We start from the raw sequence: 14,914 nt of genomic DNA, 5'->3' as shown, positions 1-14,914 counted from the left end.
GGGCTGGCAGAAACTTAAAAAACCTGAATTGTCCATGAACCTTAAACTAATTTGAAACATTACCGCTTTTTCCAGTTATTGAAACGCGAGCGGGTAAAGAAAAAGATCTACGGAACGCGGGAAGAAGCCCGCAGCGATATTTTTGATTACATCGAAATGTTTTATAACAGTAAGCGTCGGCATGGTTCTGGCGATCAGATTTCACCGACAGAATATGAAAACCAGTATTATCAACGGCTCAGAAGTGTCTAGATTATCCGTGGCGATTCATTCAGGCGTCGGATATGGATCACTTTCGCACCGTTGGTAACACTTGCAGTTATATCGGGAATTAATCCGGCATTTTAATGCCAGCACAGACCGCAGCTCTGATGTTCAGTGTGGTCTGGTAGTAATGATGCACGTGATATTAAAAAGTATAAATTTAAACAAGGAAATTGAAATGAAAAAAACATTACTGGCTGTTTCAGTTTTATCCCTGATGGCCGCATCCGCTTCTGTTTTTGCTGCGGACGCAGGCNCTTGCAGTTATATCGGGAATTAATCCGGCATTTTAATGCCAGCACAGACCGCAGCTCTGATGTTCAGTGTGGTCTGGTAGTAATGATGCACGTGATATTAAAAAGTATAAATTTAAACAAGGAAATTGAAATGAAAAAAACATTACTGGCTGTTTCAGTTTTATCCCTGATGGCCGCATCCGCTTCTGTTTTTGCTGCGGACGCAGGCGAGGGTGTTGTTCAGTTTGTCGGTACCGTGAACTCCACAACTTGTGACATCGTCATGGACAACGATGGTTCCATTACCGGTGGTAACTATATTGACCTGGGCTCAGCCACTGTAAACTCCGTGAGCGCAGGAAAGCACTTCTCTCTGAAAGCCAAGGCGACGGATGGTGGCTCCCCGGGCTGCTCCGCTATTGCTGATGATGCGGTAGTCACTGTTACCTGGTCAGGCGGTACATTTGGTGAGGGCGGTCTGGATAATGCAACCGGTACTGCAACGGGTACTGTTGCCATTATTAGGGCGTTCGGATCGACACATACACTGACCAGAATCAACAAAGTTGACACCACAACGGGGGCAATCCTGAAGGGTACAGGTCTGATTTACGGTGTGCAACTGAGTACGGGTCCCACTCCGGGGACCTACGCGTCAAGTGCAGCGTATACCGTGGCTTACAACTGATTGTCATGTTCTTCCCCTGCCCGGGGAAGAATGCGGCATGAATAAATAAAGGTATCACGGCGCTGGTGTCGTAAAAAAAAGGGGGCTCTTTTTTTGCGTACAGCATATGCAGGATAAATCAGATGTGACGACCTAGTTTTTGGAGCAACTATACCAGTCGTCAATCGGGGAAAACAATATTCTTCTTCGTGCCACAGTAATGAATAACAGGCCATGGACCCTCCAGGTTAGTGACACAGTAAGTGCGTATAAAGATTATGGCGACGTACCGTGGAAAGATAAACTAATCGACGTCTATACCAAGATAACAGATAAAGCGGTGAAGAATGTCCAGTTTGCGCTGGAAGGCTATCTGAATGCAGTCAGCAGTGCGCTGGCCGGGATGCTGGACAAAGCTGCCGACAGATTATTACCTTCTCTGGTGGCTCTGGCTGCGTCATATGGCATGGGACTGAAGGTGATAAGCAGCACGGGTGAGCGAAAATATTTCATCAGTGCCATCGTAAGGCAATTGGGAGAAATGACCGATCTTGAAGGGCGTATCTCAGCATCCCGCCTGCGACACTATGTCGAAATCGAAGTACGCAGGATGGAAATTGCCGGTGTATCGATGGTGGGGATTCACCAGCAGAAATCACTAGGCAGTGTCCCTTAATCACCTGAGCTATAGTAACTATCTGTTTCCACAACATATTGAACTATGGCTCGCTACGACCTTTCCGATGAAGCATGGACTATCATCCTACCCTTGCTCCCTGCAAAGCTTGCATCTCCACGGGCCGGACGCCCATGGGCTGAACATCGTATGATCATCAACGGCATGTTCTGGGTGCTGTGTTCAGGCGCACCATGGCGCGATTTACCTGAACGATACGGTCCATGGAAGACCGTTTACAACCGCTTTAACCGATGGTCAAAATCGGGTGTGATGTAAGCGTAAAGTGAGTGCCGTATTGACGGCTATTTATTGGTGAGATCTACGTTCCATGGCAGAAGTTCTGCCACTTTGTTCGATGGCCACTCCGGCAGCACGCTCAGGATATATCTGAGGTAGGCTTCCGGATCGATGCCATTCAGCCTGCACGTTCCGATCAGACCATACAGTAGGGCTCCACGCTCGCCACCATGATCGCTGCCGAAGAAGATGTAGTTTTTCTTGCCAAGACAGACCGCTCGTAGCGCGCGCTCAGCAGCGTTATTAATGGGCGACGATGGCGGGACTGCCGCAACTGGCGAGGTACCTGTGGATCGTCTTCCCGTCCGTTGTAGCGATCGCTTTCCTGCTCCTGCTGTTTCAGCAGGGCTTCGGCTTCTTCAACCTGTCGGCGAAGTTTTTCTGAGCGGGTACCGAACAGCATTCGGCGCAGTTTTTCTATCTGTGCCCGCAGGTGCTCTATTTCGCGCTCTTCGTTCTCTATTTTCTCTTCAGCGCGGGCCAGCGCCGAACGCAGGAACGACTCAGTCTCTGCAACGAGACTGAGCTGGTTGTCTTTCTGGCGGAGCGCATCTTCCAGCGCGACGATACGGGCGAGATAGTCCTGNAGGTGCTCTATTTCGCGCTCTTCGTTCTCTATTTTCTCTTCAGCGCGGGCCAGCGCCGAACGCAGGAACGACTCAGTCTCTGCAACGAGACTGAGCTGGTTGTCTTTCTGGCGGAGCGCATCTTCCAGCGCGACGATACGGGCGAGATAGTCCTGACTCATGACCCTATTTATAATGCGGTCATGTTCTTTTTACAACATTGTCAGTGAGTTAAGGCATGCTGTTTTTGGCTGACGCCAGTCCAGCTTATCGAGGAGCATAGCGAGTTGTGAGCGGGTGATCGCGATTTTACCGTCGCGTACAGCAGGCCAGAGGAACTGGCCTTCTTCCAGTCGTTTGGTAAACAGACACAGACCATCTGCATCTGCCCAGAGGATCTTCACGGTATCACCCTTGCGGCCACGGAAGATAAACAGATGACCGGAGAACGGGTTCGCCTCAAGTGCATGCTGTACCAGCTCGCCAAGGCCATTGAAGGACTTACGCATATCGGCTACGCCAGCAACCAGCCAGATACGGGTGCCTGACGGAAGGGATATCATTGGCTTCTCCCGGTCAACTCGCGGAGCAGCACGACCAGTAACTCCGGTGACGGGTTCTCCAGCGTCATTTTGCCGTGGCGGAACTCAACACAACAGGAGGTGGCATTCAGCGCTGGGAACTGATCCAGGTCTGTATTCGTCTCACCTTTTGGCGCTGGGTCAGGTATCACCTCGACAGGCAGCAACATCGGTGATGGTGAAGATTCAACTGTTGCCGGAAGACGACGTGATATGCGGCCTTCATCCTGCCAGAGCCGCAGCCATTTGAAGATGACGTTATCATTGATGCCGTTTTCGCGGGCAATCTGAGCAACGCAGGCACCGGGACGGGAAGCCAGTTCAACCATACGGAGCTTGAAATCATTTGAATAATTTTTACGGGGTTCTTTTCGCCAGGATTGGGATTCCATACTTAGATGTCCGTCTGTACAGGTGGACGTCTACGTTACCAGCACTGGCTTGATGGCTACATACGGCGCTGGGTTTACGCTTACGGTGTGATTAACATTATTTTCAATAGGTTACTTTCGACTCTTGACACCCATGGCCTCGTGGACTGGTCAGCTACTGCTCTGGATGGCAGCAATATCAGGGCGCTCAGGTGCGCCGCCGGTGCGCAAAAAAACATCCCGATATCACAGGAGATAACAGCCTGGGTCGCTCTCGCGGTGGTTTTGGCACCAAAATCCATCTGGCTACAGACGGAGTGGTCTGCCGTTAAACATCGTTCTGAGTCCCGTTCAGGCTCACGAAAGCCTGTTTGCACAACGTCTTCTGGACGGTATTGGAGTTCAGCGCCAGAACGGCAGTATGAAGCGCCGTGGTCATGCTGTACTGGCTGACAAAGCCTACTCCGGTCAAGCATTGCGTAACGAGCTGAAAAGAAAAGGCATAAAACAGTTATTCCGCGAAAATCCAATGAAAAACTGGTAGCAGACGGTCGTTCACAACTCGATCGTGATGCCTACCGTAATCGCAACGTTGTTGAGCGGTGCTTTGGCCGCCTGAAAGAATACCGTCGCATTGCCACACGTTACGACAAAACGGCGAGGAATTATCTGGCGATGGTAAAACTGGGTTGCATCCGACTGTTTTACAAAAGGTTATGCAATTAAGGGACACAGCCTAGTACATAAGAGAATTAACTTTATGTCTTGATGGTATATTGATAATGTTTTATTTCAGAAGAATGCGGGTGAGCAGGGTGTAAATGAAGTAACTGTGCGATTTTTAATTCCAAAATATCAGTAGTTAGAAAAGAGTTCAGGGGAAATGACAGGATACGCGCTGAAGTGAAAAATGTTGCCGGGTATGTCCGGATGATATAATTGCAGTAGGTAGTTTTACTGGAAGTATTAAACTTTCCGGATGGAGATTTCGTCCGATGAATTCGGTAATGACTGAACTACTGTTTAACAACGTGGTGGTATATAAACCTCCCGTTTCTTCCGGACAGATAAAAATATTATCCGTTTTGTCGTTGCCATTATCAGGGGTAAAGATAAACGGGCTGACAGGAGTGTCGTTACTCTGCCAGGAAAGGTTATTAAACTGCATGATCTTGCTCTGATTGTAGTGGTTTAAGGTGTTTATTTTCAGAGTGGGATTAGCTGACTGCAATGAAGGGGGGACACATGTCAGGGGCAATTATGGCCAGCCAGAATACGCAGACTTATTATGGGTCGACACCGTACTGTACACGGAAAAATATCCACTGATACATTATTACGGATTGATAGTGCTGGAGTGATTTTATTGATGACGACCTGCATACCCTGAGATAGAAATTTCCTGTCATTTTCACTGCGCGGAAGACTATTTATTCTGTTTTTTCTTATGCTGGTTTGTGTGTATTCTTATGTTTAATTTATGAGTTAATGGTCTTTTGAATATGATGGCGCAGATTCGTCTCAGTGTTACCGGAGCTGGCTGATAACAGGCCAGACTGCGATATGAGCGCTACCAGCAGATCGTCACGGGACGTGTGAGCAGTCCGGTTCTGACCCCGTGTGAAGTGCTGGAGTCACATGGCAGTGGATTGCCTGACTCGCAGAAGGATGGCATTGTCATCACCGGTATTCACGCCACAGGTACATACGATAAGAGCTTTCAGTTGCACTTTACCTGCATTCCTTGCAGTGAAACGGTCTGCTACCGCCCTGCCCTGCTGAACCGCCCGGTGATGACCGGCTCCCTGCCTGCGCGGGTGGAGAGCGATGAGAAGCACGACACCTATTATTATCTCGACAACCAGGGGCGTTATCGCATCCGGCTGGATTTTGACCACAACAGCACTGAACAGGGCTATGCCTACCTCTGGCAAAACCTTATGCCGGAGATACCTACGGTTTCCATTCCCCCGCTGCTTGATGGTACCGAAGTCTCGGTAATGATTGACGGTGGTGACCCGGACCATCCGAACATTTCACATGCTCAGTATGATTCTGAGCACCTTGACCACGTTACCCGCGATAACCACACGCGCAACATCTGGCGCACGGCCTGGGATAAGACAACAAATTCCGCCTGGAAGATAAACATCAGGAAAAGCATTTCAAGTTCGCGACACCGTCTGGCAAGACGCAGCTTAGCGGCGGCCATGTCGCGGACATTGCGCGTGAGCCCCGCAGTACCGGTGTTGAACTGCAAACCGATGAGTATGGGCGTCGCGCACCTGACAGGAATGTTCGTGACTGCTGATACGCAGGCAAAATGCCAGGGGGCGAGGCTTGAAATGACCCCGGCAGTAAACCGCTTCAAACAGGCCAGCCGCGAAATTGAGGCGCTGAATAATGCTGCTGAAGCAGCAAAGGTGCTGGTCAGTGATATCCGTACCTAAAACAATCTGGTGACGCAGAGTATCGCGGATTTACAGTTGACCGTGATGCTGGCGTCTACACAGCAGAGCGTTGCTTTTACCTCGGGTGAACATCTCCAGCTTATCGGTACGCAGAATACGATGCTCACTGACAGACGACTTATTGACAAGGGCGCGATGGGCAATGTTTCCGTCAGTGCAGAGCAGGAAGACGAATCGATCCTGACCCTGAATAAGGTGAAAACAGAAACGGACGCACAGAAGCAGGAGTTCTGGTTTTTACCGCATGCAAATGGCTATGTGCAGAAAATAAATAAGTTTGTCGGAATACGACCTCGAAAAGCGAGGATTTACCACGGCAGAGGACGAAGCGCCAAGCTTCTATCATCTGGATGGCAAAACGCCGCTGAAGGGGCTATATTATCCTTTGCGATTCGCAACAGGCAAAATAGTTGAGATCAGACAGGCTATAATTATATAAAAGGATGAATAAGAATAGAGGGGAATTCTAATTTAACTTACGCCTAACTTTTGTGATTGGTGTAAGGATTATTTGAAAAAATGCGCGGGAAAAGATATTTAAAACATAGAGATCAAAATTTGATCATGGTGATGTGCAAAGCAGGAAGTGGTGGTAATAATATGAGGTCAAATAATTAATGTCGTTTTTATACTAAAATGTATAAATAGCGGTTAATATGAAGAAACAATTTAATCAGTGTTGTTTATTTTTTTATAAAATGATTAAAGTTGTTAATTGTAATCTATGTTGCAATTTAATTTATGAGCATTCCAGTTTTGATAAATATGGCACATTTTTAGTGTAAGTGATTTTTATTTTGGGTGTGGGGTACTTACAATAAGCAAGAGATTTAGAACGGTAAAACACAACAAATATGAAGAAGAATGTATATTATTATCTGCCAGTGTATTCTCATGACTGGACGCGAAGGATTGGACTTGAGAGCATTGCAGGGGGATATGACAATTTGAGTTTGAGTTTGAGTTCGAAAACAGATATGTGTGATGGTACAGTCTCTTTTGTTGACTCCATTTGTAAGAGTGGGATGACTCCTGAGATGGTCATAATTGATCTGCCGGCGAGAAGTAATGTTGGACTAATTGTTACTTTAAGAAAGAACTTTCCAGAAACAGTGATGATGTTTGTACAGAAAGGTTTTTTGTACTCAGATCGCATGGTGGCGGAATACATGGGGGGAATACTTTTAAAGGAATATGATGTCATATTTGCATGTTATCCCCATTTCAGTATAACTGAGTTTATTAGTTCAGGGGATTTAAACTTTCCGCAGCCGCCAGTCAGGGTATTAGGAAAAGAAATAACTATAAAGCAGGTGCTAAACGCGTTGGACTGCTGGATAGGGCAACGACTGCCTAATATGATTTCATCTGCGCGCGGGCGAGAGATATTATGGGCTGGATGCTGAATGGTGAACCTGTAACAAAAATAGCAGTCAAGACAGGCAGAAGTAGAAAGTTAATGTATCACTACCGCTGGATGATGATGCAGACGCTGGATATTAAAAATTATAGTCGGGATTTTATTTCCTCTCTGACGGTTAAGGCGTAAGCGGATTTGTTGAATAAATCAGATTTCGGAAAAAGATCCCCTTAGCGGGGCGTATTTTAGGCGATACGAACGCTTTCTGGCATACCTGCCTTCGTCATTTTTTTCAGCGCACGCACCATCGCCATAGCCTCCGCAATTGAGCGATGATTGTATTCTGTTATTCATTTCCATCGCGCATTACTCCCACTCAACCGCTTATTCGCTACTGCACAGTTACGGTCTGCATACTCACCGGGCCAGTAACCCGCTCCTTTTCGGGGAGGGATAAGAGCGCTGATTTCTTACGCCGCAGTTCATCGTGGTATAACCGGTTATCATAAGCACCGTCCGCTGCTGCTGACCTGATTTTCGGTGTATCTGTCGGATAAGATCCGGGAATGTTTCTGAGTCCGTAACGTTGTTCAGCGACAGGATTGCGCAGAAGATTTCATGTGAGTTTGATTTATTCAACAAAGCCTGAAATATTTTGATTTTACTTCCCTATGATTTACAGGTATTAAAAATGTTAAATTCTTACTCATGCTTGGTCGAAATCAAACAGGGTAAAATAATGGGTTTTACTTTTGATGGTATTCATTCATGGCGTGGTATTCCTTATGCTACTCCACCAACCGNCCTGAAATATTTTGATTTTACTTCCCTATGATTTACAGGTATTAAAAATGTTAAATTCTTACTCATGCTTGGTCGAAATCAAACAGGGTAAAATAATGGGTTTTACTTTTGATGGTATTCATTCATGGCGTGGTATTCCTTATGCTACTCCACCAACCGGCCAACTACGCTGGCGTGCTCCACGCCCCCCTGAACCCTGGGAAAATATACGTGATTCAACCCTGTTTTCTTTTGCAAGCTGCCAGGATAGTGAATACTATAAAAAATATAATGGTGAACCAGGGATATTCTCTGAAGATTGTTTATATTTAAATATCTGGTCTCCGGCTGTACGTGGACATTCTTTACCTGTCATGGTGTGGCTTCACGGTGGTAGTTACACGAGTGGATCCGGAAGCTTACCGACCTATGATGGCTATGCACTTGCCCGTCGTAATGTTGTTGTTGTTACTATCAATTACCGTCTCGGATATCTGGGNGGCTGTACGTGGACATTCTTTACCTGTCATGGTGTGGCTTCACGGTGGTAGTTACACGAGTGGATCCGGAAGCTTACCGACCTATGATGGCTATGCACTTGCCCGTCGTAATGTTGTTGTTGTTACTATCAATTACCGTCTCGGATATCTGGGGTTTTTCGCTCATCCAGCCCTTGAAGATGAAGATTGTGTTCATAATTTTGCCTTGCTCGATCAGATTTCAGCATTGCAATGGGTCCGGGAGAATATCTCAGAATTTGGTGGTGACCCGACAAATATTACGTTATTTGGTGGGTCCGCAGGTGCTCGTAGTGTCATGTCATTAATGGCCTCTCCCCTGGCAGCAGGATTGTTCCATAAAGCCATTATCCAGAGTGNCGATCAGATTTCAGCATTGCAATGGGTCCGGGAGAATATCTCAGAATTTGGTGGTGACCCGACAAATATTACGTTATTTGGTGGGTCCGCAGGTGCTCGTAGTGTCATGTCATTAATGGCCTCTCCCCTGGCAGCAGGATTGTTCCATAAAGCCATTATCCAGAGTGGATATACATTGCCTGATACGCCCAGCCAAAAAGCTTTAGAGCATGGCATTGGTTTAGCAGAAAAATTTGGTTTGCCTAATGCAACGGCGGAGCAACTTCGTGCACTCCCTCCTGAGATTTTTAGCTCACTGAATGGCATACCAGGAAATTCTCCCACACCAATTTCTGGCGATTCGGTTCTACCTGTTCCCACACTTGATGTTTTCCTTGCTGGAAAACACCAACGTATGCCTGTTTTGATTGGTTCTAATAGCGATGAAGCAAGTGTCATGGCTGGTCTGGGTATCGATTTTTCCATGCTGATTAAAAATATTAGACATGAGAGCCGTTTTGGCTTTGAATTAATCAAGTTATTGTATTCTGGTGTGAAAGGGGACGTTGAGTTGGGGCGTGTGGTTTGTCGCGACATGGCATTTACTACACTTGGATATATTGTCATGAAGGCGCAACAGCAAGTCAATGAACCTTGCTGGCGCTACTGGTTTGATTATGTTACTGAAGCAGAACATGAAATTTATCCCAGAGGGACATCCCATGGAGATGAGTTACCGTATATTTTTGATAATTTACGTAAAACGGTACCACCACTAACGTGTATTAATAAACGTGATTCTTTATTTGCTGGGTATGTTGCTGATTATTGGGTCAACTTTGCTAGAAATGCTTCCCGTTCGTGNGCAACAGCAAGTCAATGAACCTTGCTGGCGCTACTGGTTTGATTATGTTACTGAAGCAGAACATGAAATTTATCCCAGAGGGACATCCCATGGAGATGAGTTACCGTATATTTTTGATAATTTACGTAAAACGGTACCACCACTAACGTGTATTAATAAACGTGATTCTTTATTTGCTGGGTATGTTGCTGATTATTGGGTCAACTTTGCTAGAAATGCTTCCCGTTCGTGTAATGTCTTATATGGCCCGGTTAAATGGCCTGCCTGTATTCGTGGTCGTGATAGAGTGTTAAGGATCGGGATTGATAAATATGCGGGTTTTAAAGTCGAGAAACGTTTTATGCATGCTAGATTAGCACTTTTCAAAAAGGTAATGAAAAAGCATGTAAAACTGTCGTAAATTTCAACTTGGTTGTATGAGGGGGNAATGTCTTATATGGCCCGGTTAAATGGCCTGCCTGTATTCGTGGTCGTGATAGAGTGTTAAGGATCGGGATTGATAAATATGCGGGTTTTAAAGTCGAGAAACGTTTTATGCATGCTAGATTAGCACTTTTCAAAAAGGTAATGAAAAAGCATGTAAAACTGTCGTAAATTTCAACTTGGTTGTATGAGGGGGCTATAACTCCTTTACCCCTGGTTTGTGGTATTCTGAAATGGTGCTTATTAGATATCTGTCAGATGAATTTCGGTTTGGATTAAATGTTGTAGGGACAATTCCATGATAATACTTTGGCTAAATCTATCAATGAGCCTATCAAAGGTGAATGTATCTTTCACACACGCGTGGNGGTTTGTGGTATTCTGAAATGGTGCTTATTAGATATCTGTCAGATGAATTTCGGTTTGGATTAAATGTTGTAGGGACAATTCCATGATAATACTTTGGCTAAATCTATCAATGAGCCTATCAAAGGTGAATGTATCTTTCACACACGCGTGGGAAAATAATATGTGACTGATGGTTATTGTATAGATGGAATTTATACCATGCCGAATGCATCACTCATATACAATAAGCATAGACCTGTAAATCATCTGTGCTTTTAGATAATAGTGGATTGGCCCCTATATTTCCATACACTTTTTATCACTTAACCCATTACTGGTTCGGCGCCGCCGACAACTATGAACCGATTTGCTGCGCTTAAGGCATTCAGGACATAGTGCAGTTTTACGCGTGGCACGAAGATGGGGGGTTATCCCATCAGAACTAACATTTTGTCGGCTGGATTGCCAGCCGCAAGGCAACTGCAAAAGCTTCTTAAGTGAAGGCATAGCATTGTCCATAACTTAAAACAGCTTAGATCCTTGTTAACTAGAAAGTTTCATCAATATTTCTCCACCCAAGTTGTGGAGGACCCACTTTTTACCCGTCGTTGACACATGGGTTTGAAGGGTAAATGATCGCCAGTAAATATCAGTTTATGCCCTCCGTTGATCACCTGTATTTCTTTGAGAAGTTCGACAGGCTATCGGTAAGAGGGATAATATACGGTGTGTGAATTTTTGAGCTCTGCAGTGAAATGTTTCCCCCTGGATCGCTTCACGCTAAAGTCCATGCTGCGCGGTAAATATGCCAGAAGGCTATAGAACAAACAAAAAATTAAAGAATGGCGTTCTCCACACCTTCAGGTGCGGAGAACAACCACTAACTGTTTGTCAATGAACTGAGGAGCTTGTCAATATAATCAGCGTACCACTGCATCATTTCCCGCCTTCCATCCAGATATTGAGCATGATTGTAAGTACCACGTATCGAGTTCTTATCAACATGTGCAAGCTGCGTTTCAATCCACGCAGAGTTAAAGCCCTTTTCATGCAGGATGGTGCTCATCGTGTGGCGAAAACCATGCCCCGTCAGTCTGCCTTTATACCCCAACAACTCAATGACCTGATTGATGCTTTCCTTGCTGATCGGCTTGCGAGGATCATTCCTGCCAATAAACACCAGATGGTGATGTTTTGATATCGGCTCAAGCTGTTTAAACAGTGCGATAACCTGCTCTGAGAGCGGCACAATATGGGGCCGCTTCATTTTCATTACTTCCGCTGGGATCTCCCATAGTTTTGTTTCAAAATTGATATCCTCCCAGCGTGCGAAACGCAATTCTTGCGTGCGTACACCGGTTAACATAATGATCTGAGTCGCTGTTTTCGTGATAACGCTGCCGGTATAGCCTGCCAGATCGCTGAGGAAGTGGGGAAGTTCATTGGCAGTAAGGAAGGGGAAATGTACTTTTTTCGGCGTAGCTAATGCGCTGGCAAGGTCGGGAGCGGGGTTGTAGTCGGCCCTGCCTGTGACAATTGCATAGCGGAACACCTCGCCACAGCGCTGACGAACCTTGCGCATTTTCTCCAGCGCTCCGCGTTTCTCCATTTTACGTAGTGCTTCTAGTAGTTCCATTGGTTTGATTTCAGCTATAGGACGTTTGCCGATATAGGGGAAGATATCTTTTTCAAAGGTATCGATGATTTCATCACGATAGCGTAATGACCAGCGATCGGCTTTGGTCTGATGCCACTCGCGAGCAACCGCCTCGAAAGTGTTTTTCAGGCTCATTTGCTGGGCCACTTTCTCTTCTTTCTTTACTTCGCTCGGATCGCTTCCCGCAGCAAGAGTTTTTCTAGCTTCGCTGCGCTTTTCGCGCGCATCGGCCAGTGAAACATCGGGGTAGACGCCAATAGACAGCATCTTTTCTTTACCGGCGAAGCGGTACTTCATTCGCCAGTATTTGGAACCATTAGCGTTAATCAGCAGGTACATACCGCCGCCATCAGCCAGCTTATAGGGCTTTTCTTTTGGCTTCGCGGTTTTCACTTTAACATCGGTTAGCGCCATGACATTCTCCAGCTTTTGATGAATCCATCCTCCTGGGGATTTCCGCCAGTAACTAACCTGATACCCCCAACGCACCCCTTGTATAACAAAGATGTCTTTAAATCCCATTGTTATATATCACATTTTTACCATTATGGGGGTGCTGATATTCTAAGAGGAAAATGACACCCCCGAATGCACCCCCAAAAACTGCTTGATGCAGGTTGAAGCTGGTTGACCTCAGGATATAAAGAAGGTTTGATATATAAGGAATTGCAAGGGTTTTTGTTGACACCGGGAGAGTTCAGTAGAGGCTAATTGGCGGAAGATCACAGGAGTCGAACCTGCCCGGGAACGCTGGCGTCCCCAACTGGATTTGAAGTCCAGCCACCTCACCGGAGATGACGATCTTCCGCGCCTCGATTGCTACATGGAGGCGGGGCGCATTATAGCTACTTCCAAAGGTTTCCACACCCCCTCACTCACTTTTTTAACTTCCGTTTCTCTATACCATGACCAGTTTCAAATAAATCCCCGCAAAATCCATTACTTACACTTAGACACATTTTTAGACGCTACGCTGATCACAGAAAACAAGAATCGTAATTTGATAACGAGATATCGGAATACCCGCGCTCACAGGGATGGTTTACAAGAACTGTAACCGGTATCAGGGCGTGTGAAAGTGCTAACAAGGATGCGTAATGAAAAGTGAAATTCTGTCTGTTAAAGAGAAGATTGGCTACGGAATGGGCGATGCGGCTAGCCACATTATCTTCGATAACGTCATGTTATATATGATGTTCTTCTATACCGATATTTTTGGTATCCCAGCCGGATTTGTCGGCACCATGTTCTTACTGGCCCGCGCGCTGGATGCCATCTCAGACCCTTGTATGGGGTTGCTGGCTGACCGTACCCGTTCGCGCTGGGGGAAATTCCGCCCATGGGTGTTGTTTGGCGCACTGCCGTTTGGTCTGGTTTGCGTGCTGGCCTACAGCACGCCGGATCTCAGCCTGAACGGCAAAATGATTTATGCCGCAATCACCTACACGCTGCTGACCCTGCTTTATACCGTGGTCAATATTCCCTACTGCGCGCTGGGCGGCGTGATCACTAATGACCCAACGCAGCGTATCTCCCTGCAATCATGGCGCTTTGTGCTGGCGACGGCGGGCGGCATGCTCTCCACCGTGCTGATGATGCCGCTGGTGAATCTGATTGGTGGCGAGGATAAAGCGTTCGGCTTTCAAGGCGGGATTGCGGTGCTCTCCGTGGTGGCGTTCCTGATGCTGGCGTTCTGCTTCTTCACTACCAAAGAACGCGTGGAAGCGCCGCCGAGCACCACCTCTATGCGTGAAGACCTGCGCGACATCTGGCAAAACGACCAATGGCGCATCGTCGGCCTGCTGACCATCCTCAATATTCTGGCCGTCTGCGTTCGTGGCGGGGCGATGATGTATTACGTCACCTGGATTTTGGGTAAGCCGGAGGTGTTTGTCGCCTTTCTCACCGCCTATTGCGTCGGCAACCTGATCGGCTCTGCGCTGGCAAAACCGCTGACCGACTGGAAATGCAAAGTCAGCGTCTTCTGGTGGACCAACGCTGCGCTGGCGGTAGCGAGCCTGGCGATGTTCTTTGTGCCGATGCACGCCAGCATCACCATGTTTATCTTTATTTTTGTCATTGGTGTACTGCACCAGCTCGTTACGCCAATCCAGTGGGTAATGATGTCCGATACCGTTGATTACGGCGAATGGTGCAACGGTAAACGCCTGACGGGGATCAGCTTTGCGGGCACGTTGTTCGTGCTCAAGCTGGGTCTGGCGCTCGGCGGGGCGCTGATCGGCTGGATGCTGGCGGGCGGGGGCTACGACGCCGCCGCGAAAACCCAGAACAGCGCCACCATTAACATCATCATCGCCCTGTTCACCATTGTCCCGGCTATTTGTTACCTGCTGAGTGCCGTGATTGCCAAACGCTTCTATACCCTGAAAACGCCGTATCTGACGGAAATTATGAGTCAGTTGGCTCAGGGCGCGCGCCGCAACCAGCAGGATTTCACGACGAAAGAATTACAGAACTAAGGAACTGAC

11 protein-coding genes, 1 tRNA gene and 8 pseudogenes are annotated in these 14,914 nt (G+C 46.9%); 13 read left to right on the top strand and 7 right to left on the bottom strand.

The window, feature by feature from the left end; translation table 11 throughout:
- Positions 1 to 66: 66 nt before the first annotated feature.
- The 4 genes and pseudogenes from B9P82_RS13425 to B9P82_RS13410 all read left to right on the top strand — a co-directional run.
- Positions 67 to 252: pseudogene (locus B9P82_RS13425) on the top strand (IS3 family transposase); the annotation flags it as partial.
- Positions 253 to 651: 399 nt separating this feature from the next.
- The gene (locus B9P82_RS13420; protein ID WP_101700457.1) at positions 652 to 1,188 is read left to right on the top strand and encodes a fimbrial protein; all 537 of its coding nucleotides are present in this window, start codon (positions 652 to 654) and stop codon (positions 1,186 to 1,188) included.
- A 199-nt stretch (positions 1,189 to 1,387) separates the two neighbouring features.
- The gene (locus tag B9P82_RS13415; RefSeq protein WP_143704272.1) at positions 1,388 to 1,843 is read left to right on the top strand and encodes a hypothetical protein; all 456 of its coding nucleotides are present in this window, start codon (positions 1,388 to 1,390) and stop codon (positions 1,841 to 1,843) included.
- Positions 1,844 to 1,888: 45 nt separating this feature from the next.
- A pseudogene (locus tag B9P82_RS13410) lies at positions 1,889 to 2,119 on the top strand (transposase); the annotation flags it as partial.
- Positions 2,120 to 2,148: 29 nt separating this feature from the next.
- On the opposite strand, the pseudogene B9P82_RS13405 reads toward B9P82_RS13410, so the two are convergent.
- From B9P82_RS13405 to B9P82_RS13395, 3 genes and pseudogenes are all read right to left on the bottom strand, one after another.
- Positions 2,149 to 2,741, bottom strand: a pseudogene (locus tag B9P82_RS13405) (transposase domain-containing protein).
- 180 nt (positions 2,742 to 2,921) lie between these two features.
- Entirely contained in the window at positions 2,922 to 3,272 is a 351-nt protein-coding gene (tnpB, locus tag B9P82_RS13400; RefSeq protein ID WP_101700455.1) for an IS66 family insertion sequence element accessory protein TnpB, read from the bottom strand.
- A complete protein-coding gene (locus B9P82_RS13395; protein ID WP_101700454.1) occupies positions 3,269 to 3,682 on the bottom strand; it encodes an IS66-like element accessory protein TnpA in 414 nt (137 codons plus the stop codon). Before B9P82_RS13395 ends, tnpB begins: the two co-directional genes overlap by 4 nt.
- A gap of 84 nt (positions 3,683 to 3,766) precedes the next feature.
- Here B9P82_RS13395 and B9P82_RS29290 point away from each other — a divergent pair.
- The 5 genes and pseudogenes from B9P82_RS29290 to B9P82_RS28480 all read left to right on the top strand — a co-directional run.
- A pseudogene (locus tag B9P82_RS29290) lies at positions 3,767 to 4,387 on the top strand (IS5 family transposase); the annotation flags it as partial.
- A gap of 1,411 nt (positions 4,388 to 5,798) precedes the next feature.
- On the top strand, positions 5,799 to 5,972 hold the full coding sequence (locus tag B9P82_RS28960; protein WP_246842129.1) for a type VI secretion system Vgr family protein: 174 nt from the start codon (positions 5,799 to 5,801) through the stop codon (positions 5,970 to 5,972).
- Between the two features lie 175 nt (positions 5,973 to 6,147).
- On the top strand, positions 6,148 to 6,546 hold the full coding sequence (locus tag B9P82_RS28955) for a hypothetical protein (RefSeq protein WP_246842126.1): 399 nt from the start codon (positions 6,148 to 6,150) through the stop codon (positions 6,544 to 6,546).
- A gap of 440 nt (positions 6,547 to 6,986) precedes the next feature.
- Entirely contained in the window at positions 6,987 to 7,538 is a 552-nt protein-coding gene (locus B9P82_RS13380; protein WP_101700453.1) for a hypothetical protein, read from the top strand.
- The gene (locus tag B9P82_RS28480; protein ID WP_168188442.1) at positions 7,523 to 7,681 is read left to right on the top strand and encodes a hypothetical protein; all 159 of its coding nucleotides are present in this window, start codon (positions 7,523 to 7,525) and stop codon (positions 7,679 to 7,681) included. The genes B9P82_RS13380 and B9P82_RS28480 overlap by 16 nt, the downstream gene beginning before the upstream one ends.
- A 56-nt stretch (positions 7,682 to 7,737) precedes the next feature.
- Here the strand turns inward: B9P82_RS28480 and B9P82_RS13375 are convergent.
- Positions 7,738 to 8,122: pseudogene (locus B9P82_RS13375) on the bottom strand (transposase); the annotation flags it as partial.
- A gap of 221 nt (positions 8,123 to 8,343) precedes the next feature.
- On the opposite strand from B9P82_RS13375, the gene B9P82_RS13370 reads away from it, so the two are divergent.
- From B9P82_RS13370 to B9P82_RS13365, 3 genes and pseudogenes are all read left to right on the top strand, one after another.
- Positions 8,344 to 8,826 carry a carboxylesterase family protein gene (locus B9P82_RS13370; protein ID WP_101700452.1) on the top strand — a complete coding sequence of 161 codons (483 nt, stop codon included), beginning with the start codon at positions 8,344 to 8,346 and terminating at the stop codon, positions 8,824 to 8,826.
- Positions 8,765 to 9,091: pseudogene (locus B9P82_RS28950) on the top strand (carboxylesterase family protein); the annotation flags it as partial. The gene B9P82_RS13370 and the pseudogene B9P82_RS28950, both read left to right, overlap by 62 nt.
- Before the next feature lie 63 nt (positions 9,092 to 9,154).
- Positions 9,155 to 10,397 (top strand): annotated as a pseudogene (locus tag B9P82_RS13365) (carboxylesterase family protein); the annotation flags it as partial.
- A 710-nt stretch (positions 10,398 to 11,107) separates the two neighbouring features.
- Here B9P82_RS13365 and B9P82_RS13355 read toward each other — a convergent pair.
- The 3 genes and pseudogenes from B9P82_RS13355 to B9P82_RS13345 all read right to left on the bottom strand — a co-directional run.
- Positions 11,108 to 11,287, bottom strand: a pseudogene (locus B9P82_RS13355) (ISL3 family transposase); the annotation flags it as partial.
- Between the two features lie 361 nt (positions 11,288 to 11,648).
- A complete protein-coding gene (locus tag B9P82_RS13350) occupies positions 11,649 to 12,839 on the bottom strand; it encodes a tyrosine-type recombinase/integrase (RefSeq protein ID WP_101700451.1) in 1,191 nt (396 codons plus the stop codon).
- Between the two features lie 298 nt (positions 12,840 to 13,137).
- Positions 13,138 to 13,232, bottom strand: a tRNA-Sec gene (locus B9P82_RS13345).
- 290 nt (positions 13,233 to 13,522) lie between these two features.
- Here B9P82_RS13345 and B9P82_RS13340 point away from each other — a divergent pair.
- On the top strand, positions 13,523 to 14,905 hold the full coding sequence (locus B9P82_RS13340; RefSeq protein ID WP_016157778.1) for a glycoside-pentoside-hexuronide family transporter: 1,383 nt from the start codon (positions 13,523 to 13,525) through the stop codon (positions 14,903 to 14,905).
- Positions 14,906 to 14,914 lie beyond the last annotated feature (9 nt).

Origin of the sequence: Citrobacter sp. L55, assembly GCF_002850715.1 — a bacterium.
GTDB classification, from domain to species: domain Bacteria; phylum Pseudomonadota; class Gammaproteobacteria; order Enterobacterales; family Enterobacteriaceae; genus Citrobacter; species Citrobacter braakii.
Note: the sequence above shows the minus strand (reverse complement) of the source record. Positions and strands in the feature narration are given on the sequence as shown.

What these genes read in the sequence shown, in the direction of transcription:
- B9P82_RS13395 (WP_101700454.1), bottom strand. Translation starts at nt 3,682, where the DNA reads ATGGAATCCCAATCCTGGCGAAAAGAACCCCGTAAAAATTATTCAAAT.
- B9P82_RS13350 (WP_101700451.1), bottom strand. Translation starts at nt 12,839, where the DNA reads ATGGCGCTAACCGATGTTAAAGTGAAAACCGCGAAGCCAAAAGAAAAG.
- B9P82_RS13415 (WP_143704272.1), top strand. Translation starts at nt 1,388, where the DNA reads ATGAATAACAGGCCATGGACCCTCCAGGTTAGTGACACAGTAAGTGCG.
- B9P82_RS28480 (WP_168188442.1), top strand. Translation starts at nt 7,523, where the DNA reads ATGGGCTGGATGCTGAATGGTGAACCTGTAACAAAAATAGCAGTCAAG.
- B9P82_RS13380 (WP_101700453.1), top strand. Translation starts at nt 6,987, where the DNA reads ATGAAGAAGAATGTATATTATTATCTGCCAGTGTATTCTCATGACTGG.
- tnpB (WP_101700455.1), bottom strand. Translation starts at nt 3,272, where the DNA reads ATGATATCCCTTCCGTCAGGCACCCGTATCTGGCTGGTTGCTGGCGTA.
- B9P82_RS13340 (WP_016157778.1), top strand. Translation starts at nt 13,523, where the DNA reads ATGAAAAGTGAAATTCTGTCTGTTAAAGAGAAGATTGGCTACGGAATG.
- B9P82_RS13420 (WP_101700457.1), top strand. Translation starts at nt 652, where the DNA reads ATGAAAAAAACATTACTGGCTGTTTCAGTTTTATCCCTGATGGCCGCA.